Origin of the sequence: Brevundimonas sp. NPDC007368, assembly GCF_042869015.1 — a bacterium.
Classification (GTDB): domain Bacteria; phylum Pseudomonadota; class Alphaproteobacteria; order Caulobacterales; family Caulobacteraceae; genus Brevundimonas.
This window is the reverse complement of record NZ_JBIAFA010000003.1, coordinates 251306-276187: the sequence shown is the minus strand read 5'-3', so window position 1 is coordinate 276187 and position 24882 is coordinate 251306. Positions and strand designations below refer to the sequence as shown.

Below are 24882 nucleotides of genomic sequence, written 5' to 3'. Positions count from 1 at the left end.
CCCGATTGACCCCTGCAGCCCGCCTCGCCGCCGCCGCCTCCGTCCTCGACAGCATCGCCCACAGCCGCCAGCCGGCCGAGGTGGTGTTGAAGGCCTGGGGCGCCGCCAACCGCTATGCGGGGTCCAAGGATCGTCGCGCCATCGCCGACCGCGTTTACAAGGTCATCCGCGCCCGTGGGCGTCTGGTCTGGGCCATGGGCGGGCGTGAAGACGGTCGCGCCCTGGTCATCGGCTCGCTGTCGCTGATCGACGGCCTGCCGCTCGACGAGATCGAACTGCTGCACTCGGGCGAGGGCTTCGGCCCGCGCCCGCTGTCGAAGCAGGAGCGCGGCCGCATCACGGCCGGGCCGGGCGAATTGCCCGGCTGGGTCGCCGCCGGCCTGCCCGAGTTCGTGGTCGAGGACTTCAAGACCACCTTCGGCGACCGTTGGACCGAGGAGGCCCACGAGCTGATGGCGCCGCGCGCGCCCATCGACCTGCGCGTAAACCTGGCGAAAACCACGGTCGAAGGCGTCGAAGCGGAACTGGTCAAGGCCGGTCTGTCGCCCGAGCGCACGCCCTGGTCGGCCGCGGGCCTGCGTCTGTCGGCCGAGCCGCCGCCGAACGTTCAGGCGCTGGAGGCCTTCAAGCAGGGCCATATCGAAATTCAGGACGAAGGCAGTCAGGTCGCCTGCTGGCTGACGGGCGTCGAGCCCGGCATGACCGTCGTCGACTATTGCGCCGGCGGCGGCGGCAAGACCCTGGGTCTGGCGATGCTGGGGCAGCCGGTCGCCGCTCAGGCCGCCGTGGCCGAGGCGCCTGCCGCTCCGGTCGCCGTCTGGTCGCCGGTCGGCGGGGACGGGCAGGGGGCCGTGGTCCAGGCCAAGCCCAAGATCAAGCCGGTCGCCGAGATGGGCATCCGGCTGTTCGCCTATGACGTGGTGCAGAAGCGTCTGGACAATATTCGTCCGCGTCTGGCCCGCGCCGGCGTCGCCGCCGACCTGCGCCTGCTGGGTCAGAACGGCGGCGGGGTCGAGGATCTGGTGCGTCAGGCCGACGTGGTTCTGGTCGATGCGCCGTGCAGCGGCTCGGGCACCTGGCGTCGTCGTCCCGAGGACGCCTGGCGTTTGAAGCCGGAAGAGGTCGAGCGCCTGCACGCCCTGCAGGTCCAGATCCTGGGCCGGGCCGCCGAACTGGTGAAGCCGGGCGGGCGTCTGGTCTTCGTCACCTGCTCCATGCTGCGCGGCGAGAACGAGGCCACGGCCGACGCCTTCGAGGAGAACAATCCCGCCTTCAGCCCGGTCCCTGTGGCCGAGGCCCTGAAGGCGGCGAACCTGACCGATGCGGCGCGCGAGCGTCTGGGGCAACTGGCCGAGGGCGGTCATCGCCTGCGCCTGTCGCCCGCCTCGACCGGCACCGACGGCTTCTTCGCCGCCGTCTATGAGCGCACGGCATGAGCGACGGACGGTCGGAGGACATCTACGGCCTGACGGTCCTGCCCGTCATGGCGGCGCCGGCTGAATACGGCGCGGCCCTGCAGGCGCGGATCACGCCGCTGATGACCGGCATCGGTCCGGTCGAGGGGGCCATCGCCCTGACCGCCGCCCTGACGCGGCTGGAGGCCGAAGACGCCCTGCCGGACCTGATCGTCTCGCTGGGCTCGTGCGGATCGCGCGATCTGGAGCATGCGGCGGTCTATCAGGCCTCGTCCGTCAGCTATCGCGACATGGACGCCAGCCCTCTGGGGTTCGAGAAGGGCAGGACGCCTCTGCTCGACCTGCCCGCCGTCCTGCCTCTGTCTTGCCCCATCCCCGGCGTGCCGACCGCGACCCTGTCGACCGGCGCCAACGTCGTCTCCGGCCCCGCCTATGACGCCATCAACGCCGATATGGTGGACATGGAGACCTTCGCCCTGCTGCGCGTCGCCCAGACCTTCGGCGTGCCCCTGGTGGCGCTTCGCGGCGTCAGCGACGGCAAGAGCGAGCTGACCAAACTGGAGGACTGGACCTCCACCCTGCATCTGGTCGACGCCAACCTGGCCGAGGCCTGGGACCGTCTGGCCGAGGTGCTGACGACGCAGGGTCTGGCCGCCTTGGCCGATGTTCCCGCATCGCGACTTGATCCCGACGTCTTCACCCGTCAAGAACCCGCCCCATCAACGCCCGCTTCGGATTCTGAGCCCTCATGACCGCGCCCCACACGCATGAAGCCGTCCTGATCGTCGATTTCGGCAGTCAGGTGACCCAGTTGATCGCGCGTCGCCTGCGCGAAGCCGGCGTCTATTGCGAGATCCATCCGTTCAACAAGGCGGGCGAGGCGCTGAAGGCGGTTTCGCCCAAGGCCATCATCCTGTCGGGCGGCCCCAACTCGACGACCGACGCCGACAGCCCCAAGGCTGACCACGCCCTGTTCGAGGCCGGGGTGCCGGTGCTGGGCATCTGCTACGGCGAACAGACCATCTGCGCCGAACTGGGCGGCAAGGTCGAGAGCGGCCACCATCGCGAGTTCGGCCGTGCCGAGATCGTCATCACGCGTGAAAGCCCGCTGTTCGCCGGTATCGGCGCCGTCGATCACCGCGAGACGGTGTGGATGAGCCACGGCGACCGCGTCACCGCCATCCCCGAAGGCTTCCACGTCATCGCCACCTCGGAAGGCGCGCCTTACGCCGCCATCGCCAATGAGGAGCGCAAGATCTACGGCGTGCAGTTCCACCCTGAGGTGATGCACACCCCGCGCGGCGCCGTGATCCTGAAGAACTTCACCCACGGCATCGCCGGCCTGACCGGCGACTGGACCATGGCCGCCTATCGCGACGAGCAGATCGCCAAGATCCGCGAGCAGGTCGGCTCGGCCAAGGTGGTCTGCGGCCTGTCGGGCGGTGTCGACAGCTCCGTCGCCGCCGTCCTGATCCACGAAGCCATCGGCGATCAGCTGACCTGCGTCTTCGTGGACACCGGCCTGCTGCGCAAGGACGAGGCCAAGCAGGTCACGGAACTGTTCCGAGAGCACTATAACATCCCGCTGGTGCATGTTGATGCGTCGAAGGAATTCCTCGGCGAGCTGGCCGGGATTTCCGACCCGGAGACTAAGCGCAAGACTATCGGCCGCGTCTTCATCGAGATCTTCGACCGTGAGGCCGCCAAGATTGAAGGCGCCGAGTTCCTGGCCCAAGGCACCCTCTATCCCGACGTGATCGAGAGCGTCTCGGCCTCCGGCGGTCCCTCGGCCGTCATCAAGAGCCACCACAATGTCGGCGGCCTGCCGGACTTCATGAAGCTGAAGCTGGTCGAGCCGCTGCGCGAACTGTTCAAGGACGAGGTCCGCGCCCTGGGCCGCGAACTGGGCTTGACCGACGCCTTCGTCGGCCGCCACCCCTTCCCGGGGCCGGGCCTGGCCATCCGCATCCCCGGCGAGATCACGCCCGAAGCCGTCGCCACCCTGCAGGACGCGGACGCCATCTATCTGGAAGAAATCCGCAAGGCCGGTCTCTACGACGACATCTGGCAGGCCTTCGCCGTCCTGCTGCCGGTCAAGACGGTCGGCGTCATGGGCGACGCCCGGACCTATGAAAAGGTCCTGGCCCTGCGCGCCGTCACCTCGACCGACGGCATGACCGCCGACTTCTACCAGTTCCCCTGGGACATCCTGGGCAAGACCGCCACGCGCATCATCAACGAGGTCCGCGGTGTGAACCGCGTCGTTTACGATGTGACGTCGAAGCCACCCGGCACCATCGAGTGGGAGTGAGGGGCCACGCATACGGCTGCGGCCTCTGGCGGGGTGGTTTCGTTTATAGCAGAGGGACTTTAGTCGTCGACTTCAACGAGCGCGATCCCGCAAGTCTGCGGTAGTAGATTTAGGGACGCGTTTGGCTCTATGCGGCTCGTTATGAAGGTCAACTTCTGACCCTTGGCTGACCTTGGTAAGGTCCGCTCTCAGGAGCGATGCCAGATTGGTCCTGCTTCTATCGGACCAAAGATGGGGGCGTCGGCTAGTCATTAAAGTGGTGGCGTGCTGACTTTAAACGGACACCAAACTTCATCGTCGCTGACACGACTGATCCCTATAGCCACGCTCCGTCAGGGGGCGTCGCGTGTGATCAGTCATGAACAGGAGGTGGGGCGGACGCTGGCGGCGCAGAATCGCGTCCTGTTGGCCTATGTTCGACGACGCTCGGCAACGGCAGGGGACGCCGAGGACGTGGCGCAGGAGGCGATCATGCGCGTCCTGGCGCGGGCACGCGAGACTCTGATCACCGACCCCTTGTCCTACGCCATGCGCGCGGCGCGTAACATTCTGGTCGATCACGCCCGACGCATCGCCCACTTGCAGATCGTCGATCTTGAAGAAGCGGATCTTCCGGTCGACAGCGGCGCGACGCCGCTGGAGGCGCTGGACATGCGCGAGCGGCTGCAGTTGTGCCAGAGGGCTCTGGAGGCTATGCCGCCCCTGCGGCGCGAGGTCTTCGTGCGCCGTCGGGCCGGCGAGGAGTCCTACGAGACGATTGCGCGCGACCTGAGGCTGTCGATCGAGGCGGTGCAGAAGCATTACAGCCGCGCGGCACAGACGTTGCGCCGGACGGCGGAGGGCCGCCATGTCTAGGACATTCAAACCGAAGGACGATCGCGAGGCCGCGTTGTGGGCGGATGCGCGACGCGACAAGGCCTGGTCACCGCAGCAGCAGGCCGCCTTGGAGCAATGGCTGCAGGGTCGGCCTGATCGCGCCGACCTGCTGCGCCGACATGAAGCCTTGATCGAAGACGCCGCCGTCATCTGGGCGACGCAGCGCGCGGCAAGGGCGCGGCGGGGTCGGACCCGGCTCCGGCTGTCGCCGCAAGGGGCGTTTGCGGGCGCAGGCCTGGCGGCCGGGGTTGGGGTGATGGTGCTGATCGGCGGCGTTCTGGCGCCGCGCGGCGACCTGATCACGGGGACGCCCGGCGCGTCTCAGCCCATCGCCCTGGCGGACGGATCGGCGATCCGACTGAACGGTCAGAGCCAGGTGCGCGTGGACCTCGGCGCGCAGGAACGCCTGCTGCGCCTGAAGGGCGAGGGTTTTTTCGAAGTCGCCCCCGACGAGAGCCGACCCTTCTCGGTCGAGGTGGACGGGGTGCGCGTCACCGCTGTCGGCACCCGCTTTAATGTCGATCAACGCCAGACGCCTGACGGCAAGGCGGTCGAGGTCGTGGTTTTCGAGGGGGTCGTCAAGGTCAGGTCCGCGCGCGGCATGACGATGATGGTTCAGGCGGGCCAAAGGGCGACGGTGTCCGGCGGCGTGGTCGAGCGCACCAGCCTGATCCGGCCGGAAGCGGAAACCGACGTGCCGTCCTGGGCCAAGGGCTGGCTGGAGTTCAACGAGGCCAGCATGGCGAGCGTGGTCGAGGATCTTGAACGCGCGACGGGGGTCAAGGTCAGGCTGGTCGGCGCCCCGGTCGAACGGGCCTTGATCAGTGGACGCTTCTCGGCGGATCAGCCGGAGAACGCCCTGGCCGCCATGGTGCGGCTGCATGGTTTCAAGCTGACCCGTCAGGGTGCGGATCAATTCGAAATTTCAGAAGGTTAGGCGACCTTTAGGGCAAGTTTTCGTGACAGGTGTCAGGACGTCGTCGGCCGCCGTCTAACCCCGTAACGATCATGTTCGATCGCAGGGGATTTATCGAATGCGTATCCACAAGACCGGCCTCCTCACGGCGGCCGCAGTCGCCGTTCTGGCGTCCGTCGCCGCGCCCGCTCATGCGTGGCAGGCGAGCAGCAGCGCCGAGGCGCGCGTCGCCGTTTCCATCCCGGCCCAGGATCTGGGGCGGGCGCTGCAGACCCTGTCGCGCGACACGGGGCTGCAGATTCTCTTTGACCCGGCGCTGACGCGCGGGCGGACCTCCAACGCCGTTTCCGGCGCCATGGCGCCGCGTGAGGCCCTGCGTCGCATGATCGCCGGATCGGGCGTCGAAGCGCGCGAGGTGCGGGGGGTTCTGACCCTGGTGCGTCAGTCGGCCGAGGCCGCCGTCGCCGCGCCGGACGCCTTTGAAGTCGAGGACGTGCAGGTGGTGGGCTACGCGGCGGGCCTGCGTCGTTCGCTGGACGCCAAGCGCAAGGCAGACTTCATCTCGGACGTCATCAGCGCCGACGACATGGGCGACCTGCCGGCCAACAATGTGGCCGAGTCCCTGTCGCGCCTGCCCGGCGTCAACGCCGTGCGCAACCACACGACGGGCGAGGGTGACCGCATCACCATTCGCGGCCTGTCGACCGAACTGAACAACTACACCATGAACGGCGTTCGCATGGGCGGCGCCGGTTCGCCGGGCGACAACTTCTATCGCGGCGTGCGTCTCAGCTTTCTGCCGCCCGAAGGCATCGACTCGATCACCGTCATCAAGAGCCTGACGCCGGACCGCGACGGCGACGCCCTGGGCGGCACCATCGACATCCGCACACCGACCGCGTTTGATCATGACCCGGTCTATGGCGTCGTGTCGGCTTCAGCGGGCATGCTGGACAAGTTCGACGACGAGAAGTCGGGCGAAGTCTCCGGCTCGTTCGGACGCCAGTTCAACGACAACTGGGGCCTGTTCGTCACCGGCAGCTGGTCGCGCCGCAAGTCCCAGTTCGAGCAGAACGGCGTGGATGGCGATAACCAGCCGCCGGTCTGGTACGCCGACAGCGAGACCATGGGCTGGGACACCGATACCTTCGTCATGCGGGGCATGAACCTGGGCTTCGGCGAGACCGAGGTTGAACGTCACGGCCTGAACGCCAGCCTCGACTATCGCGGCGTTGACCACGACTTTCACCTGCGGGGCCAGTTCAACGAGTACACCAAGGACGAGTTCGGCAACCGCTTGAACTTCCGCAACGACACGAGCCGGAACTCGACCCGCCTGAGTCAGGTCGACAAGAGCATGACCGGTCTGCTGCGTCCCGACGACGCCGTGATCGGCACGGACGCCAAGCTGGGGCGAATCTACAGCTACACCACGGCCCAGATCGTGGACCGGGACAAGGACGGCCGCATCACCGACGCCGACCGTTCAACGCGTTCTTACTACACCCTGGACGGCGCTTCGGGGACCTGGGACCCGCAGGGCTTCCGTCTGCGGCGCTTCTGGGAAGGCTCGCGTGAGACCGGCACGGTGATGTCGCTGAACCTGGGCGGCGTCAGCCGCGTGGGCGACTTCACGGTCGATTACGATGTCTCCTACGCCAAGTCGGAGGACAACACCGACGACAGCTATGAGATGGAGTTCCGCAGCGACAAGTACGGCTGGCTGGGCAACAAGGGCGTCAACGTCACCAACTTCGGCGACAGCCGCTTCCCGAAATGGGTGCTGAACGACGCCGGCATGGCGGCGATCCACGACAACGGCCAGTATGACTTCAGCGGTCTGTCCGGCGAGATCGGCGGCGCGCAGGAGGAGCTGTGGCAGGGCCAGTTCAACGTCGAATGGCGTCCGGTCTCTGCCTGGCTGGAGGCCGTCAAGGCAGGCGGCAAATACTACAGCTCGAAGCGCTCGACCTATAGCGGCGAGTTCATGGACCTCGACGCCAGCGGCACCCTGGCCGACTTCTCGCGCTTCTATGGCAAGGAGGTCACCAGCCTGTTCGACGGCGAGTATTCGGGCCTCTATCGCCTGGGCACGGTCATCGACAACGACGCCATGCTGGCTGAGCTGCAGCGCGCCATGGAAGGCAAGAGCGACTTCTTCGACGGCTTCGCCACCGACCCCGGCAACGCCGAACTGAGCGGCGAGGACAGCTTCACCTTCAAGGAGGATATCTTCGCCGGCTACCTGATGGCCACGGCCCGGTTCGGCCAGGCGCAGATCCTCGGCGGCGTTCGCGTCGAGAGCACCAACAACGAGATCGACGCCTATATCCTCGACGAGGTTCAGGGCGCGCACTTCGCCACGGACAAGAGCGACTTCGTCAACGTCCTGCCGTCGATCCACCTGAACTATGACCTGGACGACCGGACCAAGGTCCGCGCCGCCGTTTGGACCAGCTTCGCCCGTCCGGACATCGCCCGCATGTCCTCGGCGCGCGAGTACGGCTACGACAGCGACCCGGACGGCGACGGCAAGGTGAACCCGAAGAGCGAATGGGTCCTGGTCGCCATCGAGCAGGGCAACCCGGACCTGAAGCCGATGAAGGCGGTCAACTACGACCTGTCGGTCGAACGCTACAACGGCGACACGGGCGCCTACTCGCTGGGGCTGTTCTACAAGGACATCGAGAACTTCCTGTATCGCTCCTCGTCGTCGAACATTCGCGACGGGACGTCGGGCGTGAACGTGGGCCCGGACGGCGTGACGGTCTCCATGCCGAACAACGGCAAGTGGGCGCGGGTTTACGGCGTCGAGATGAGCGCCCAGCAGGTCTTCCACTGGCTGCCCGGCCCGCTGTCGGCGCTCGGCGCCAGCGTGAACCTGACGCTGCAGAAGTCCGAGGCCGAGACCGGCATTTCCTGGCACCCCGAGGGTTACACCCTGCCGCTGATGGAGACGCCCGAGGCGGTCGCCAACGTCCAGATCTTCTGGGCGCGCGACGGCTGGGAGGCCTATGCCGCCTACAGCTACCAGTCGGAATTCCTCGAAGGCATCCAGGACTTCGGCAACAACCCCTATGAACAGGACTACGAGTTCGTGGACCTGAACGTGCGGCGCAAGCTGTGGGATGGGGCGACGGCGTCGCTGCAGGTTCAGAACCTCTTCGACAACCACACCTACTGGTACACGGCCGGGGCCAGCACCGGCTCCAGCCGCGCCTATATCAAGAACGGGCGGTCGATCTCGGTCGGCCTGACCTACGTCTTCTGATCGGGGAGGGGAGCATGAATACGACCCACGCCCTGATGCTCGGGGCCGCGCTTGCGGCCCTGGGCGGACAAACTCTGGCCCAGACGGCGGAACGTCCGCTGCGGCCCGAACCCGCGCCGGTCCAGGCTTCGGACCGGCCCGTGGTTCCGCCGACCGAGCAGCCGGAACGGATCATCCTGAATCTGACCGCCGACCCGGCGCACGAGATGGCGGTGACCTGGCGCACGGCGCCGGGCGTCGAGGGCTTCGTCGAATACGCCGAGGCCCAGGACGGTCCGGACTTCATCCAGCAGGCGGTCCGCGTGAGCGCCGTCACCGACGACGCGACCATCGCCGTGCGCGAGGCGGCCGAGTTCCGGGCGGCCTATCATGCGACGGTGCTGAAGGGGCTGAAGCCGGAGACGGTCTACGCCTATCGCGTCGGCGACGGCGTGCGCTGGTCGGAATGGCTGCAGTTCCGCACGGCGGCGACCACGGCCAAGCCCTTCACCTTCCTCTACATGGGGGACATGCAGAACAACATCCTCAGCGAAGCCTCGCGCACCATGAGGATGGCTTTCCGCAAGGCCGGGGACGCCGCCTTCGTCATCCATGCCGGCGACCTGATCAATCGGCACGACAGCGACAACGAATGGGGCGAATGGTTCGCCGCCGGTGGCTTCCTCTACGCCCAGACGCCGCAGATGCCGACGCCGGGCAATCACGAGTACGGACGCGGCCCGGTGCTGAATCCGCAGTGGCGACGTCAGTACACCCTGCCGGAAACCGGTCCGGCGGGCGTGGAGAAGCTGAAGGAGACGGCCTGGACCGTCGACTATCAGGGCCTGCGCCTGATCTCGGTCGACGCCCCCCTGTTCCACGGCGACGAGGCCATGCGCGCCGAGATGGTGCGCTGGCTGGACGGCCTGCTGGCTAACAACCCGAACCGGTGGACCGCGCTGTTCCTGCACTTCCCCCTGTTCTCGATCGACCCGGATCGCGACAACGCCCGGGTGCGTGATGCTCTCAAGCCGCTGATCGACAAATACGGCGTCGATCTGGTGCTGCAGGCCCATGACCATGGCTATGCGCGCGGGGCCATCGGTACGGGACCCATGCTCAATGCGGGGCCGGGCCAGCCGTCGGATCACGGTTCGACCTATGTGGTCTCGGTTGCTGGCCCCAAGATGTATCCCGTCGCCGACCTGGGCTGGGCCTCGCGTTCGGCCTCGCGGACACAGACCTTCCAGACCCTGGAGGTGTCGCCCCAAGCCGTTGTCTATCGCGCCTTCACCGCGACGGGCCGCGAACTGGACGCCTTCCGTCTGACCAAGGGCGCGGACGGCGTGGCGCGGGTGGAGACCCTGGCCGTGGCGAAATAGGTGACGATCAGGACTGCGCGGCAGCGCCTGCGAGGGGAAGGCTCCAGCTTGACTGGCTCAGCTGCTCAAGACTGGGGCATCCACCGTCGCGCAACAATAGCAGAAACCGACCCATCCGATCGTTAAAAGGGCCAGGAAAGCCCGCGATAGACGGTGGTTGGCGGCGCATTTTCCAGAGGAGGTCATGTGCCTGCCTATCCGTTTGCGCGAAGCGAGCGGAAATCCAATCGAACGGTAAAGTCCCGTGTCCCCCAGGATGTGTCAGAAGGCGGACGAGGGAAGGGCGCAGCCTCCTGAAGTTGCGACAGCGCCGCCCGCTCCAACCGCTTCTCGCCGTCGCCCGAAACAACCGATGAGGCGAGGAGGCGTCCGCGCCGATCCAGCGTGAAGCGAACGACGATGCAGCCCGCGATCCCGCCCGGGTGGCGCTTGTGTTGCTCGAGCCAGGCGATCACCTGAGCCTCATAGGGATCTGCGGCCTGATCTCCCGATGCGCCCTTGAGGGGCGCGCCCGCGCCAGGGCTGGGGCTCGCCGTACTCGCTCTCACAGCTGGAGCCGTGGCAGGCGCGGCTTCCGTCGATGTCGCCGAAGACGTTGAAGCCGGTCCCATCGTCGAAGTCGCGGGCCTTGATAGGGGGAGGTTCGGAGTTGATGCCGGCCGTGAAGGCGCCTGCGTCGTCGAATGAGTGCTTTCGACGTCTTTTGGCGCCGCCGCCAGGGGCTTGGCAGATGGAGCTTCGACGGGCTTCGGGCGTGCATCCTGATGCGGGGAGGCCAGACCGGCGAAGCCCTGACCTTCGAGCGTGACATGGATGACGGGAGCGCCGCCATGAACGGCTTTCTCCGCCGTGAAAGCGGCTCCGATGCAGGCGATGATCGCAATGTGGACGGCGCATGCGAGGCCTCCCGGCAGGACGCGGCCGACAATAGGCGGGGGCGGTGACATGACCGCGGAATACACCGTCCCCCATCAACCTACAAATGAGAATCAGTTGCATTATTAGTTTGTGACCGGTAGGGCGGCCCCCGTTGTTCAGTCAGAGGGCGTTCATTCGATGCACAGGTATCTGCAGGGCGCGGCGGTCGCCGCCTTGGCCATGGCGGCTTTCCCGGCCGCCGCACAAGTTGTCGGTTCCGCAGATGGCCGGGCCCCTTCCTCAGACGCCGCCAATGCGCCCACCATCGTGCTGCAGGACCAGCGTCCGGCTTCGCGCAGCTATCATTTCGGCGAAGCGGTGGATTCCGGTTCCAGCACCTTCAGGCGGGAGGCCGTTGAGGATCAGGCGCCGGGATCCGGCGACGCCAATGAGGTGCTGAAAGCTCTTCCCACGGTGCAATTTTCATCGACCCAGGGCCGCGCATCACGTGCGGAACTGCAGGATCTGCGGCCTGAGAACATCTCGATCTCTGGCGGCTCCATCTATGAGAACCTGTTCGTGCTGGACGGGGTGGGCGTGAACTCGCGTCTGGACGTCAGCAACGATGGAGCCAGCCATTACATCGAAGGCAACGCCGCGGCATCGGCGCAGACGGTGTGGGTGGACGCCAATCTGATCGGCGAGATCGTCGTGCGGGATTCCAATGTTTCGGCCGAATACGGTCAGTTCACGGGCGGCGTCGTTGAGATGGCCACCCGCCGTCCCGGCTCTGTCTTCGGCGTGGAGACCCACTACGGGGAAACCAGCCCCTCGCTGGCCCAGTTCCGCATGTCGGACAAGGTGCGGGATGCTCTGAACGGCGTCTATCCCGACCAGCCGGACTATATGAAACGGCGCTATGGGGTCGCTGTCGATCTTCCCCTGAACGATCGCGTCAGAACCCTCTGGGCCTACACCCGCTCAGAAGCCGAGGTGACCAACTACAGGGGCGCCAACTGGGTCCAGTACGGGAACTACGGCCAGAGAAGCCTCAGCGAAACCCTGATGGTGAAGGCGGAGGCGGATCTCAAGGATGATCTGCTGCTCACCGGGCAGGTCACCTGGAGCCCTTATGAAAGCGAATTCTCGCATCCGAACGGTATCGACAACTGGGTCTTCCTCAACGGCGGCGGTCTGACCGGGCGTGTGGGACTGGAAGGACGCCGGGGCGAGGCGGAATGGACGCTGGATCTGACCCATGCCTGGTCGGACAACGACCGGGACAGCGAGCGTCCCGGCACGGTCAATGTGTCCACGACCGCAGGCATCGACTGGTGCTCGGGTACCAGCTGTTCGCTCGGCGGGCCCGGCATCCTGTGGCAAGAGCAGAACGACACCACCCTCAAGGGGCGCTGGACGCAGCCGCTGGGCGTGGGTCGCCTGCGGGCCGGCTTCGAGATCGCCAACATTTCGGCCGAAAAAGGCCAGCCCTTCAGCGCCGCCTTCCGGCACGTCAGCAGCACCGCGGCCCAGCTCCGGGTCGAGGTCGGGCTGCAGACGGTATGCCTGGATCCGGCCGAGGCGGCGGCCGGGACTTGCGTGACCGGCGCCTACGCCCTGGCGCAACGAAACGACACGACGGCCTTCGACACCCAGGTGGATCTGCAATCCTACAGCCTGTGGGGCGAGTACGACTTCGACTGGGCGGGCTTCATGGTGCGCGCCGGCCTTCGATATGACTACGAGAGCTTCCTGGAGAACCATAATTTCGCGCCGCGCCTGTCAGTCAGCCGCGACCTTCCGCTTGCAGGGATGAACCTGACAGGCGGGCTCAACCGCTACTTCGGCCGCAGCTTCCTGGGATACGCCCTGCGCGAGAACTACCCCGGAAACCGCATCTATCGCCGGACGCCGACCGTGGTGAACGGGCAGAATGTCTGGGCGAACGCGTGGACGCTGTATTCGCACAGCGAGACGGCGCGCTACTCCAGCGCCGATCTGGACACACCCTATACGGATGAGTTCACCGTGGCTCTGCGCGGGCCGATCGCCTGGATCGGCGGCGAGTATCGGATCAAGGGCATTGTGCGTGAAAGCCGTGACCAGTTCGCCAGCTCGGAATCGACCTCGGAGGTCTATGATGTCGAGACTGGCGGCACGTCGACGCGGCGCGTCTATACCGTGACCAATGACGGCGAGCGCTCCTATCGTGGTCTGTCGCTGGAGTATGTTCGGGAGTTCGGGCGGAACCACGCGCTGAGTTTCAGCACGAACTGGTCCCATACCGACGCCACCAACATCAGCTACTTCGACATCTCCGATGAGACCGAATTTGAAGGCGAGTACGTCTATTATCAGGGCGAGGTCGTGCCCAAGCTGCGCGCGCTGGCGGATAATCAGCTTCTGGATTTCGCCTCGCCGCTCATCGTCAATGGCGTCTGGTCGGCGCGCTGGCTGGACGGACGGTTGCGGACCAACGTCAATGCGCGCTGGCGCGACGGTTTCAGCCGCGTCGACGACACCCTGGTGAACATCACCGTCAACGGGGTGCGCTACGACGTCTATGACAAGGTCGAGTACAAGGCCTCGGTGGACGTCAACCTGGCGGCGACCTTCGAACTCGCCAAAACCCGCTATGGCGCTGCGGCCCTGGACCTGCGCGTCAACAACCTCTTCAACAGCGTCCTGAACCAGGAATATTCCACCGCTTCCCAGCCGTACCAGCTGGGCCGCAATCTCTGGGTCGGCCTGAAGTACCGCTATTGACCTTCTGGCGCGACATCGGCGCGCTCGCCCTGATCGTGGGCTTGCTACACGCCGGGGCCGGGGCGGCCATCTCTCTGGTGCAGTCGCCAGAGACTGCGGCGGAGCTTCGCGCGGCCTATGCGGGGCCGCCTGAATCCTGGCCCCGGCCCGTACTCCACCAAGGGGCCGTATTCACCGAGTTCGGCCCTCTGCCGCCGGTGGAGCATCCCGCCGCCAATCCGACGAATGAAGCCAAGGTCGCGCTGGGCGCGCGGCTGTTCGACGATCCCCGCCTGTCGAAGTCCGGCCAGATCGCCTGCGCTTCCTGCCATGCACGGGAGCTGGGGTTCGGCGACGCCCTGCGGACGTCCTTCGGCCACGACCGCCTCAGGGGGCGCAGGAACTCCCAACCCCTGATGGTCGCCGGCTGGATGCGTCCTCTCTTCTGGGACGGGCGCAGCCCTGATCTGGAGGCCCAGGCGCTTCATCCGCTGATCGATCCCAAGGAGATGGCGGTCGATGACCTGGAGGCGGTAGTGACGAAGGTCTCCGCTGACGGGACCTATGTTGCGGCCTTTGAGGCGGCGTTTGGCGATCGGGTTATCGACCTGGAGCGCATCGCCATGGCCCTGGCGGCCTTCCAGCGCAGCCTGAGTCCGCCGCGAGGGCGCTTCGAGCGATTTGTGAAGGGCGACGCGCGGGCGCTCAACGACGAACAACTGCGCGGCCTGCATCTGTTCCGCACCAAGGCCGGATGCGCCAACTGCCACAACGGCCCTCTGCTGACCGACGGCCGCTTTCATAACCTCGGACTGCACTTCTATGGGCGGGAGCTGCAGGACCTCGGGCGCTACGAGGTGACCCGCGCGCCGGAGGATGTCGGTCGTTTCCGCACGCCGAGCCTGCGGGGCGTTAGCCGCACGGCGCCCTATATGCACAACGGGATCATGCCGCGACTGGACGGCGTAGTGACCTTCTACAACGCTGGCGCGGCCCGTCCTCGGCCCCGGCCGGATCAGACGGACGATCCTCTTTTCCCCGTCACTGACCCTCTGCTTCGTCCGCTCGAGCTGACCCGCGAGGAGAGGGCCGCTTTGACGGCGTTCCTCGAGACGCTTTGAAGGTCTGGGCGGCGTCATGCTGGGCGAAGGAGGAGGGGCGCTTCCTCGACTGGCGGCGCGGGCTCGGCTGTTTCTACAGCCAGGCGTGGAAGACGGCGCTTCTCTGACTTACGCCGACGTACGCCAGTCTAGAGCATCAGGCTGGGCTCAACCTATTCCTCGTCAGAGGGAGCGGCACAGTCTTTTTCGTGGGGCGCAAACCTGGACTGTGAGGAAAAGATTTGCAAATCGCTCGCAATTGCAGCTAAGCGCGGGGCCTTCCTCAGGAGCCTCCCTATGCCCTTCGCCTCGCCCGCCCTGTCGCTGCGCCGATCGTCCGGCCTTGTCGCCGTCTCGGCCCTGCTGGCGGGAACCGCCTTCGCTTCGACCGCCGCCGCTCAGACCACGCGGCATGAGCCGGAGGTCAGCACGGTGGCGGAGGTGGTGGTGACGGCGGCGCGCACGGTCTTGCCGGCCAGCGCCCTGCCGATGACGGTGGACGTCATCGATCGCAAGGCTCTGTCGGAACAGGTGGCCATCAGCGGCTCGGTGATCGACGCGGTTGCGACCCTGTCGCCGTCCTTTTCGCCGACGCGGCAGAAGCTGACCGGCTCGGGCGAGAGCCTGCGTGGGCGCTCGCCGCTGTTCGCCATCAACGGCATCCCGCAGTCGACGCCGATCCGGGACGGCTCGCGCGACGGCTATACGATCGACCCCTTCTTCGTGGACCGGGTCGAGCTGATCTACGGCTCCAATGCCCTGCAGGGGATCGGGGCCACCGGCGGCGTCGTCAATCAGGTGACGGTGGGCGCGCCGACCCAGGATGGGCTGACGGGACGGATGCTGGCCCAGCTATCCAGCTCGGGCGGACCGGAGGGCGACGGGATCGGGGCCAAGCTGGGCGGTCTGGCGGCCTATCGCCAGGGCGACTTCGACGGGGTCTTCGGCGTGGCCTATGACCAGCGCGGAGCCTTCTATGACGCCAACGGCCGCCGCGTCGGCGTCGATAACACCCAGGGCGAGGTGCAGGATTCCAAGGCCCTGTCCTTCTTCGGCCGCTTCGGCTGGGATCTGACGGACACGGTGCGCCTGGACCTGCTGGCCAACCGGTTCGAGCTGAAGGGCGACGGCGACTATGTCCGTGTCCCTGGCGATCGCAACATCGGCCGTCCGGCCAGCAGCGAGCGTGGCCAGATCGAGGGCGAGCCCGCCGGCAACCGGGTCGAGACCGTCTCGGCCTCTCTGACCGACAGCGATCTGTGGGGCGGCGACTTCAGCGCCCAGGTCTTCTTCAACCGCACGCGCGACACCTTCGGCGGCGACCGTTCCGCCACCATGCAGGACGCCAGCATCGCGCCGATCGGCACCCTGTTCGACCAGTCGTCGAACCGTTCGCGCAAGCTGGGCGCGCGCGCCAGCTATGAGCGGGCCGTGCCGGGTGTGCCGGGCCTGACCGCGACCCTGGGTCTGGATACCCTGAAGGATCGCACCGAACAGCTTCTGATCGCCACCAACCGCGCCTGGGTGCCGCCGACCGAGTTCCAGAGTGTCGCGCCTTTCGTTCAGGCCAACATGCGTCTGTTCGGCGGCAAGGTGCGCCTGGCCGGGGGCGTGCGTCAGGAAAACGTCGAGCTGTCGGTCAATGACTTCACCACCCTGGCCTCCTATGGCTCGCGCCGGGTGACGGGCGGCACGCCCAAGTTCGAGGCCACCCTGGTCAACGGCGGCGTGGTCTATGAGCCCATGGACGGGGTGCGCGCCTACGCCAGCTACGCCGAGGGCTACACGGTGCCAGACGTCGGCCGCATCCTGCGCTCGATCAACGTGGACGGGGTCAAGGTCGACAGCTTCCTCGACATCAGTCCGGTGGTTTCCGACAATCAGGAGATCGGCCTGGAGGTGAAGCGCGGGCCGTTCGAAGCGGGCGCGACCTATTTCTGGTCCTCCTCGGACCTGGGCCAATTCCTGGTTCGCAACCCGGACGGCGTCTATGACGTCCAGCGTCAGGCGGTCGAGATCGAGGGGCTGGAGCTGAACCTGCGCGCCCGTACGCCGATCGAGGGGCTGACGGTCTCGACCGGCTATGCGCGTCTGCGCGGCCAGACCGACACCAATGACGACGGGCGTGTGGACCAGGATCTGGACGGGGCCAATATCTCGCCGGACCGGATCAACGCCGCAGCCGTCTACGCCAACGGCCCGCTGTCGGCGCGTCTGCAGGTCCAGGCCTATCTGGCGCGGGACTTCGAAGGCGGCGATGCGCGCAACAATTTCGAAGGCTACACCGTGGCCGACGCCTATCTGCGCTATGACTTCGCCTTCGGCGGGGTGTCGCTGGCGGTGCAGAACCTCTTCAACGAGGACTATGTGACCTATAGCTCCGACACCAGCAATCCGACCGACAACCTGCGCTATTTCGCCGGCCGGGGCCGTTCCTTCACCCTCGGGTGGGACCGTCGCTTCTGATGCGTCTGGTTCGACTGGCGCATCGCTGGACCGGGGGGCTGCTCGGCCTGCTGCTGTTCGTCCTGGGGCTGACCGGAACCCTTCTGGTGTTCAAGGACGACTGGCTGCGCGCCGTCGTGCCTCACGCGACCGAGACGCGCGTGGCGGACCCGCAACTGATAGGGGCGGCGCTGGATCGGGCCTTTTCAGCGTCGGATCGACCGCGTTCGGTCATCCTGGCCGACGACCGGCTGGGCGTTCATCGCCTGAACTATGAAGACAAGACGCGCGGGGCCTATGCGACCCAGACAGGGCAGGTGGTGGCGCGCTGGGACAGCCTGTGGGCGCGGCCCGAGCTGTGGCTGTTCGACCTTCACCACTATCTGCTGATCGGCGATGTGGGAAAGACCATCGCCGGGATCGCCGGTCTGGCGGGGCTGGGCTTTGTCATCACCGGGGTGATCCTGTGGTGGCCGACGCGGCGAACCTTTGTCTTCGCCGTCCTGCCCAGGACCTGGAAGCGGGCGGGGATCGTCAAGCATCACCGTGACATGGGCGTCTGGGCCGCGCCGGTGTTGGCGGTGGTCCTGACGACCGGGGCCATCCTGGCCCTGCCGCTTTACGAAGGTCTGGCCATGGCCCTGTCGCCGGGCAAGGACCTGAAGGCGATCATGGCCGCGCCGAAGCATGAGGGCGGGGCTCTGTCGTCCGATCTGGACTGGCTGGCCATGATGACGGCGGCGCAAGGCCGCTTCCCGGACGCCGAGCCGCGCATCCTGTCCCTGCCGACCAAGCCGGGCGGTCTGATCAGCCTGCGGCTGCGGCGGACCGCGGAATGGCTGCCCAATGGCCGCACCCAGGTCTGGTTCGACCCCGCCGACGGCCGCATCGTCGGCACGCGTGACGCCCTGACACTGCCGCTGGGGCTGCGGGTGGCCAACGCCCAGTATCCGATCCATGCGGCCAAGGTCGGGGGGCTGGCCTACCGCCTGGTCGTCGCCGCCTCGGGCGTGGCCCTGACCCTGCTGGGCTCGCTCGCGGTTTTCACTTTCTGGGGCAATCCCAGCGGCTTGCCGAAACGGCGGCGGCGTAAACCTGCGACCTGAGCGGGCTCGTTTGCCGTTTGCGCGACGCGAACTAACGTCCGCAACGGGTCGATTCCGGTCCTGGGCCTTCGCGCTGAAAGCGGACGTTCAAATAAGTGCGAAACCGACACCGCACGCGGCAGTCAGCACAACGACAATCCACGGCGGGCACTTCCACGCCGTGAGCAGGACGAAACCAACGAGCGCCACGGCAAAGTCGGCGGGACTCAGAAGCGCGCCTGTCGCCACAGGACTATAAAGCGCCGCCGCCAAAATGCCGACGACCGCCGCGTTCGCGCCGCGCATCGCCGCCTGTGCCAGTGGGCGCGCACGCACAAGGTCCCAGAACGGCAGGACGCCTGTCACCAGAAGAAGGCCCGGCGCAAAGATCGCGACCAGACAGATCGCGGCGCCGGCTATTCCGTTGGGTGAAGGCTCCATGGCGGCCCCAAGAAAGGCGGCGAACGTGAACAGCGGGCCCGGAACGGCCTGCGCCGCGCCGTAGCCGGCTAGAAATTCGCTGGGACCTATCCAGCCTGGCCGCACCACGCCTTCTTCGAGCAGGGGCAGGACGACATGGCCACCGCCAAATACGAGCGCGCCGACCCGATAGAAGGTGTCGAACAACGCCATGCCATGCGCCCCGGTCGCCATGTCGGCGAGCGGCAACCCTCCCAGAAGCGCGAAGAACGACGCCAGAGCGATAAGGCCTACACGCCGCGAAATCGGGAAGGCCAAATGGCCTGAGGGAGAAACACTCGTCACCCGGCAAAAGCCGATTCCCGCCAAGCCGCCGATCAGAATCGCCGAGATCTGGCCTACCGCGCCGCCCCAAAAGACGACAATCAGAATGGCCATGAGCGCGATGGCCGCCCTCTGCTTGTCTGGCGTGAGGGAGCGCGCCATCCCCCATACCGCCTGGGCCACAACCGCCACTGCGACCAGTTTCAGTCCATGAACCAAGCCCGCTCCGACCCGCCCCTCAAAGTAGGAGGCGCCGATGGCGAACAATACCAAAAGCACGGCTGACGGTAGCGTAAAGGCGCACCACGCAGCCAGCCCGCCCAACGGTCCGGCTCGCAGCAAACCCAGCGCAAATCCGACCTGACTCGAAGCCGGCCCTGGCAAAAACTGACACATGGCGACAAGGTCGGCATACCCGGTTTCGTCGATCCACTTGCGTCGTTCGACCAACTCATTTCGGAAGTATCCGAGATGCGCCACAGGCCCCCCGAATGACGTCAAGCCAAGCTTGAGAAACGCGCGGAAGACCTCGCCGGGTGAGCCCGCTATCGGCACCGAAGGCTCCCTGTTCGTCATGTTTGGCCCTTTATCGAACTCTCGGCCAATCGCCAGCGCAACTACGGATAGATGCATGCTCATATCGCTTGATGATGAAAATGTCCGCTACGGGCCGATGACGCGCGTTTCTTGACGGGTTGGCGCTTTAGGTCGCTATCAGCCGCTTCACGGTTCTGGCCAGGCTCCAGCGGTGAACTTCGCTGGGGCCGTCATAGATGCGGAAGGCGCGGACTTCACGGAAGATCTGCTCGACTACCGTGTCGCCCGAGACGCCCGTGCCGCCCATGATCTGGACGCAGCGGTCGGCGACGCCGAACAGGGCCTCGGACACCGCGACCTTGGTCATGGAGCTTTCGGTCGTGCCGAGCGCGCCGGTGTCGAGGACGCCCGCGCACCAGTCGATCATCAACTCGGCCTGTTTCAGCGCGATCAGGTTGTCGGCCAGCATGAAGCCGACGCCCTCGTGGTCGATCAGCGGCTTGCCGAAGGCGTGGCGTTTGACGGCGTAGGCGGCGGCGATCTCCTGCGCGCGGCGGCAGGCGCCAAGCCAGCGCATGCAGTGGCTGAGGCGGGCCGGGCTGAGGCGGACCTGGGCGTATTTGAAGCCCTGATGCGCGGCGCCGAGGATCTGGTCGCCGGGCACGCGCAGGTCTTTGAGGGCGATGATCGAATGGCCGCCAGGCATGGAGGAATCGATCGTCTCCATCACCCGCTCGACCCGCACGGCTGGGTCGGGCAGGTCGACCAGGAACATGGTGGCGGCGACCTTGCCGTCGCCCGAGTCCGTGCGGGCCATGACGATGCCGACCGAGGCGCCGACCGCGCCGGTGATGAAGGCCTTGCGGCCGTTGATGCGCCAGCCGTCGCCGTCCGGCACGGCGGTGGTCTGGGCATGGGCGGAGGCGGCCGTGCCGCGCGCGATGCGCCCCTTGATGCCGTGGAAGATGGCCGCCAGCCGGAACATGTTGAACGCCATGTAAAAGCGCAGTGCCTTCCTGGGGCAACGCCGGACGTCACCATGCTGGGCGCGGCCCAGGAGGCCTGGCTGAGGGATGGTCTGCGCAGCGGGGCGGGCTGGAACCTGATCGCCCAGCAGGTCTTCGTCATGCCGGTGCGCCGCAGGATGCCTGGCGGCGAGGTGAAGATCGGAGCGGGCGATGCCTGGGGCGGCTATCCCGAAGCGCGAGCCCTCGGGGAATGACGTACGGATCTCAAGGTCCTGGACCGCATCCAGCGTCCGGGCGGGGCGCTGAGCAAGCTCGCTACCTTCACCGTGGAGTGGCGTGATCCAAATGACCGCTCCTGGCGCGTAGGGGCCTTTCGCGTTGCAAATGGAACTGACAGGGTGAAGTTGACTCGTCGTGGCCGCCCGTTGACGTTCGGCGAGGAGAGGTTTCATCTCGAGTTGAGATGACTCCTTGGAGACTGATCATGGACGAGCGGGAGCGTAGGGATCACGGCAGTCTGATCCGGCAGGCGCTGGACGAAGGGGCGGGTGCGCGTTCGGCCCTGGCAGCTTCGTGGCGGCGGTCTATGTCGCTCTATGGTCTGGACCCTGTCGAGCATGGCCGGGTCGAGACCGTCACCGAGCAGCAGTTGCATGAGGCGCGGCAGGCGATGGAGCCGTTGACGCGTGCGGCCGAGGGGGTGCTGGACCGGCTGTTTCTGGCCGTCGGCGGGGTGGGGTGCTGCGTCCTGTTGACCAACGCCGAGGGCGTGCCGGTCGAACGGCGCGGGGCGGTCGCAGACGACGAGACCTTCCACCGCTGGGGGCTGTGGCCCGGCGCCGTCTGGTCCGAGGCGGTCGAGGGGACCAACGGCATCGGCACGGCCCTGGCAGAGCACCGGGCCGTGACCATCCACCGCGAACAGCATTTCCACGCCCGCAACACTGGCCTGAGCTGCATCACCCATCCGATCCACGACCACATGGGGCGGCTGGCCGGGGCGCTGGACGTCTCGTCGTGCCGCGCTGACGCGACCGAGGCCATCCTGGGGCTGATCTCGGCGGCCGTTTCGGACGCGGCTCGCGCCATTGAGGCCCAGACCTTCCGTCAGGCCTTCGCCGATGCACGCATTGTGCTGGCGGGCGGGGCCAGCGAGCGCAATGCGGCGGCTCTGCTGGCTGTCGACCGCGACGACCTGGTCATCGGCGCCACGCGGGCGGCGCGTCTGTCCTTGTCCATCACCGACGAGCGGATCGCGGCCCAACTTCCCGCCTCGGACCTGCTGACGCCGGGCGGGGTCGAGACGGATCTGCTGGAGGCCGAGCGGGGCGCCGTGCGCCGCGCCCTGGCCCGCACCGGGGGCAATGTCTCGGCGGCGGCGCGGGCGCTGGGCGTCAGTCGCGCCACCCTGCATCGCAAGCTGCATCGTCTGGGCCTGATCGACCTGCACTGACCTGTCGCAATCCTGCGACAGGTTTGCGGCGCACCATTGCGCCGCCGTCTGGCGCTGCGCCTCCTGCCGACCAAACTGGTCTCAAACGACGCCGGACAATCGGCGCCCGAGGAAGCCAGCAGGAGGCCTTTCGTGACCAAACCCGAATTCATCCGCGCCGTGACGCCCAAGTATAAGGCGCGCTACGACAACTTCATCGGCGGCCAGTGGGTGGCCCCCGTCAATGGTCGCTATTTCGAGAACACCTCCCCGGTGAACGGCCGCGTCCTGTGCGAGGTGGCTCGCTCGGACGCGGCCGACGTCGAGCTGGCGCTGGACGCCGCTCACGCCGCCAAGGACGCCTGGGGCAAGACCAGCGTCGCCCAGCGCGCCCTGATCCTGAACCGCATCGCCGACCGGATGGAGCAGAACCTCCAGGTCATCGCCGAGGCGGAAACCTGGGACAACGGCAAGCCGGTGCGCGAGACCCTCGCGGCTGACATCCCGCTGGCCATCGACCACTTCCGCTATTTCGCCGGCTGCATCCGTGCGCAGGAAGGCGGCATTTCCGAGCTGGACCACGACACGGTCGCCTATCACTTCCATGAACCGCTGGGCGTGGTCGGCCAGATCATTCCGTGGAACTTCCCCATCCTGATGGCGGCGTGGAAGATCGCCCCGGCCCTGGCTGCGGGCAACTGCATCGTGCTGAAGCCAGCCGAGCAGACCCCGGCCTCCATCCTGCTGCTGACCGAGCTGATCCAGGACATCCTGCCGCCGGGCGTGCTCAACATCGTCTCGGGCACCGGCGTCGAGGTCGGCGAGCCCCTGGCCACAAACCCGCGTATCGCCAAGATCGCCTTCACCGGCTCGACCGCCGTCGGTCAGAAGATCATGGAATACGCCACCCGGAACATCATCCCGGTGACGCTGGAGCTGGGCGGCAAGTCGCCGAACATCTTCTTCAAGGACGTGATGGACGCGGACGACGCCTTCCTCGACAAGGCGCTGGAAGGTTTCGCCATGTTCGCGCTCAATCAGGGCGAGGTCTGCACCTGTCCCAGCCGCGCCCTGATCCACGAAGACATCTACGAGGCCTTCATCGAGAAGGCGATCGCCCGCGTCGAGGCGATCAAGCAGGGCGACCCGCTGGATCCGACCACCCAGGTCGGCGCTCAGGCCTCGGACCAGCAGTTGAAGAAGATCCTGTCCTATCTGCAGATCGGCAAGGACGAGGGCGCTGAGGTTCTGACCGGCGGCGATCAGGCGGTGCTGAAGGACGATCTGGCCGGCGGCTATTACGTCAAGCCGACGGTGTTCAAGGGCACCAACGACATGCGCGTCTTCCAGGAAGAGATCTTCGGCCCCGTTCTGGCCGTGACCACCTTCAAGACCTTGGAGGAAGCCATCGCCATCGCCAATGACACCGAATACGGCCTGGGCGCCGGGGTGTGGTCGCGCGACATGAACACGGCTTACCGCGCGGGTCGGGCCATCCAGGCCGGCCGCGTCTGGACCAACTGCTACCACCAGTATCCGGCCCACGCGGCCTTTGGCGGCTACAAGAAGTCGGGCATCGGGCGTGAGAACCATCGCATGATGCTGGACCACTATCAGCAGACCAAGAACCTGTTGGTCAGCTACAGCCCCGACAAGCTGGGCTTCTTCTGATCCATTTGAGGGCGCGGGCGTTAAGCCCGCGCCCTTCGTTTTTGACCAGACCGGCGAGGAGACGTGACCATGGCTGCAACCATGAAGGCCGCCGTCGTGCGTGAGTTCGGCAAGCCGCTGGTGATCGAGGACGCGCCGATCCCGACGCCCGGCCCCGGTATGATCCAGGTGAAGATCGAGGCCACTGGCGTCTGCCACACCGACCTGCACGCGGCCGAGGGCGACTGGCCGGTCAAGCCGAACCCGCCCTTCATTCCGGGGCACGAAGGCGTCGGCTACGTCTCGGGCGTCGGCGCCGGGGTCAAGCACGTCAAGGAAGGCGACCGCGTCGGCGTGCCCTGGCTCTACACCGCCTGCGGCCATTGCCGGCACTGCCTCGGCGGCTGGGAGACCCTGTGCCACGAGCAGCAGAACACCGGCTATTCGGTCAACGGCAGCTTTGCGGAATATGTCGTCGCCGACCCGAACTTCGTCGGCCATCTGCCTGACAATATCGGCTTCGAGGCGATCGCGCCGATCCTGTGCGCGGGGGTGACGGTCTATAAGGGTCTGAAGGTCACGGACACCAAGCCCGGCGACTGGATGGTGATCTCGGGCGTCGGGGGGCTGGGCCATCTGGCGGTGCAGTACGCCAAGGCCATGGGACTGAATGTGGCGGCGGTCGATGTCGACGACGCCAAGCTGGACCTGGCCCGGCGGCTGGGCGCGACGGTGACGGTCAACGCCAGAACTTCCAGCGACCCCGCGGCCGACATCAAGCGCCAGACCGACGGGGGCGCCCAGGGCGTGCTGGTCACGGCAGTGTCGCCCAGGGCGTTCGAGCAAGCGCTGGGCATGACGGCGCGCGGGGCGACGGTGGCCCTGAACGGCCTGCCGCCCGGCGATTTTCCGTTGTCGATTTTCGACATGGTGCTCAACGGGACGACAGTGCGCGGCTCTATCGTCGGCACGCGGCTGGACCTTCAGGAAGCGCTGGACTTTGCCGCCGACGGCAAGGTGAAGTCGATCAATACGGTCGAGCCGCTGGACAACATCAACGATATCTTCGCCCGGATGCACAGAGGGCAGATCGAGGGGCGAGTGGTCATGTCGCTCGGTTGACAGGGTATTGGCGCGTTTTGAGAGGGATCGTGTGGTCTGCTCGCGG

Annotated in this window: 19 protein-coding genes; 16 read left to right on the top strand and 3 right to left on the bottom strand. The window is 66.6% G+C overall.

Annotated elements, in window-relative coordinates:
- Positions 1-5 precede the first annotated feature (5 nt).
- The 7 genes from ACFYLW_RS07940 (at position 6) to ACFYLW_RS07910 (ending at position 10150) form a co-directional block, all read left to right on the top strand.
- Complete coding sequence (locus ACFYLW_RS07940; protein ID WP_312063226.1) at positions 6-1436, top strand: RsmB/NOP family class I SAM-dependent RNA methyltransferase; 1431 nt, start codon at positions 6-8, stop codon at positions 1434-1436.
- Positions 1433-2167 carry a 5'-methylthioadenosine/S-adenosylhomocysteine nucleosidase gene (locus ACFYLW_RS07935; protein ID WP_312063228.1) on the top strand — a complete coding sequence of 245 codons (735 nt, stop codon included), beginning with the start codon at positions 1433-1435 and terminating at the stop codon, positions 2165-2167. The genes ACFYLW_RS07940 and ACFYLW_RS07935 overlap by 4 nt, the downstream gene beginning before the upstream one ends.
- Entirely contained in the window at positions 2164-3726 is a 1563-nt protein-coding gene (guaA, locus tag ACFYLW_RS07930) for a glutamine-hydrolyzing GMP synthase (protein WP_312063229.1), read from the top strand. Before ACFYLW_RS07935 ends, guaA begins: the two co-directional genes overlap by 4 nt.
- A gap of 348 nt (positions 3727-4074) precedes the next feature.
- Positions 4075-4581, top strand: coding sequence for a sigma-70 family RNA polymerase sigma factor (locus tag ACFYLW_RS07925; RefSeq protein ID WP_312063231.1), 507 nt, complete (start codon positions 4075-4077; stop codon positions 4579-4581).
- Complete coding sequence (locus ACFYLW_RS07920; RefSeq protein WP_312063233.1) at positions 4574-5539, top strand: FecR domain-containing protein; 966 nt, start codon at positions 4574-4576, stop codon at positions 5537-5539. Before ACFYLW_RS07925 ends, ACFYLW_RS07920 begins: the two co-directional genes overlap by 8 nt.
- A gap of 97 nt (positions 5540-5636) precedes the next feature.
- Positions 5637-8789, top strand: coding sequence for a TonB-dependent receptor (locus tag ACFYLW_RS07915; protein ID WP_312063234.1), 3153 nt, complete (start codon positions 5637-5639; stop codon positions 8787-8789).
- Between the two features lie 14 nt (positions 8790-8803).
- Complete coding sequence (locus tag ACFYLW_RS07910) at positions 8804-10150, top strand: metallophosphoesterase family protein (RefSeq protein ID WP_312063236.1); 1347 nt, start codon at positions 8804-8806, stop codon at positions 10148-10150.
- Between the two features lie 194 nt (positions 10151-10344).
- Here ACFYLW_RS07910 and ACFYLW_RS07905 read toward each other — a convergent pair whose 3' ends face one another.
- Positions 10345-10761 (bottom strand): TonB family protein, encoded by a 417-nt coding sequence (locus ACFYLW_RS07905; RefSeq protein ID WP_312063273.1) that lies wholly within the window; start codon positions 10759-10761, stop codon positions 10345-10347.
- Between the two features lie 72 nt (positions 10762-10833).
- On the opposite strand from ACFYLW_RS07905, the gene ACFYLW_RS07900 reads away from it, so the two are divergent.
- The 5 genes from ACFYLW_RS07900 to ACFYLW_RS07880 all read left to right on the top strand — a co-directional run bounded on the left by ACFYLW_RS07900 (position 10834) and on the right by ACFYLW_RS07880 (position 18404).
- Positions 10834-11094 (top strand): hypothetical protein, encoded by a 261-nt coding sequence (locus ACFYLW_RS07900; RefSeq protein ID WP_312063277.1) that lies wholly within the window; start codon positions 10834-10836, stop codon positions 11092-11094.
- 112 nt (positions 11095-11206) lie between these two features.
- A complete protein-coding gene (locus ACFYLW_RS07895) occupies positions 11207-13774 on the top strand; it encodes a TonB-dependent receptor plug domain-containing protein (protein ID WP_312063238.1) in 2568 nt (855 codons plus the stop codon).
- Positions 13771-14874, top strand: coding sequence for a cytochrome c peroxidase (locus ACFYLW_RS07890; RefSeq protein ID WP_312063239.1), 1104 nt, complete (start codon positions 13771-13773; stop codon positions 14872-14874). The genes ACFYLW_RS07895 and ACFYLW_RS07890 overlap by 4 nt, the downstream gene beginning before the upstream one ends.
- A gap of 276 nt (positions 14875-15150) precedes the next feature.
- On the top strand, positions 15151-17319 hold the full coding sequence (locus tag ACFYLW_RS07885; protein ID WP_312063241.1) for a TonB-dependent receptor: 2169 nt from the start codon (positions 15151-15153) through the stop codon (positions 17317-17319).
- Positions 17319-18404 carry a PepSY-associated TM helix domain-containing protein gene (locus tag ACFYLW_RS07880; RefSeq protein ID WP_312063242.1) on the top strand — a complete coding sequence of 362 codons (1086 nt, stop codon included), beginning with the start codon at positions 17319-17321 and terminating at the stop codon, positions 18402-18404. Before ACFYLW_RS07885 ends, ACFYLW_RS07880 begins: the two co-directional genes overlap by 1 nt.
- An 87-nt stretch (positions 18405-18491) precedes the next feature.
- Here the strand turns inward: ACFYLW_RS07880 and chrA are convergent, their stop codons facing one another.
- Together chrA and ACFYLW_RS07870 are read right to left on the bottom strand one after the other, a co-directional pair.
- The gene (gene chrA, locus ACFYLW_RS07875; RefSeq protein WP_312063275.1) at positions 18492-19703 is read right to left on the bottom strand and encodes a chromate efflux transporter; all 1212 of its coding nucleotides are present in this window, start codon (positions 19701-19703) and stop codon (positions 18492-18494) included.
- A gap of 127 nt (positions 19704-19830) precedes the next feature.
- Complete coding sequence (locus tag ACFYLW_RS07870) at positions 19831-20661, bottom strand: acyl-CoA dehydrogenase (protein ID WP_312063243.1); 831 nt, start codon at positions 20659-20661, stop codon at positions 19831-19833.
- On the opposite strand from ACFYLW_RS07870, the gene ACFYLW_RS07865 reads away from it, so the two are divergent.
- The 4 genes from ACFYLW_RS07865 (at position 20578) to adhP (ending at position 24836) form a co-directional block, all read left to right on the top strand.
- Positions 20578-20886: an alkaline phosphatase D family protein gene (locus ACFYLW_RS07865; protein ID WP_390182950.1), complete on the top strand. Its 309-nt coding sequence runs from the start codon at positions 20578-20580 to the stop codon at positions 20884-20886. The genes ACFYLW_RS07870 and ACFYLW_RS07865 overlap by 84 nt on opposite strands.
- Positions 20887-21218: 332 nt before the next feature.
- Positions 21219-22085: a GAF domain-containing protein gene (locus tag ACFYLW_RS07860; protein ID WP_313471970.1), complete on the top strand. Its 867-nt coding sequence runs from the start codon at positions 21219-21221 to the stop codon at positions 22083-22085.
- A gap of 132 nt (positions 22086-22217) precedes the next feature.
- Positions 22218-23735 (top strand): aldehyde dehydrogenase family protein, encoded by a 1518-nt coding sequence (locus tag ACFYLW_RS07855; protein WP_312063249.1) that lies wholly within the window; start codon positions 22218-22220, stop codon positions 23733-23735.
- A 69-nt stretch (positions 23736-23804) separates the two neighbouring features.
- On the top strand, positions 23805-24836 hold the full coding sequence (gene adhP / locus ACFYLW_RS07850; protein ID WP_312063250.1) for an alcohol dehydrogenase AdhP: 1032 nt from the start codon (positions 23805-23807) through the stop codon (positions 24834-24836).
- The last annotated feature ends 46 nt before the right edge of the window (positions 24837-24882 follow it).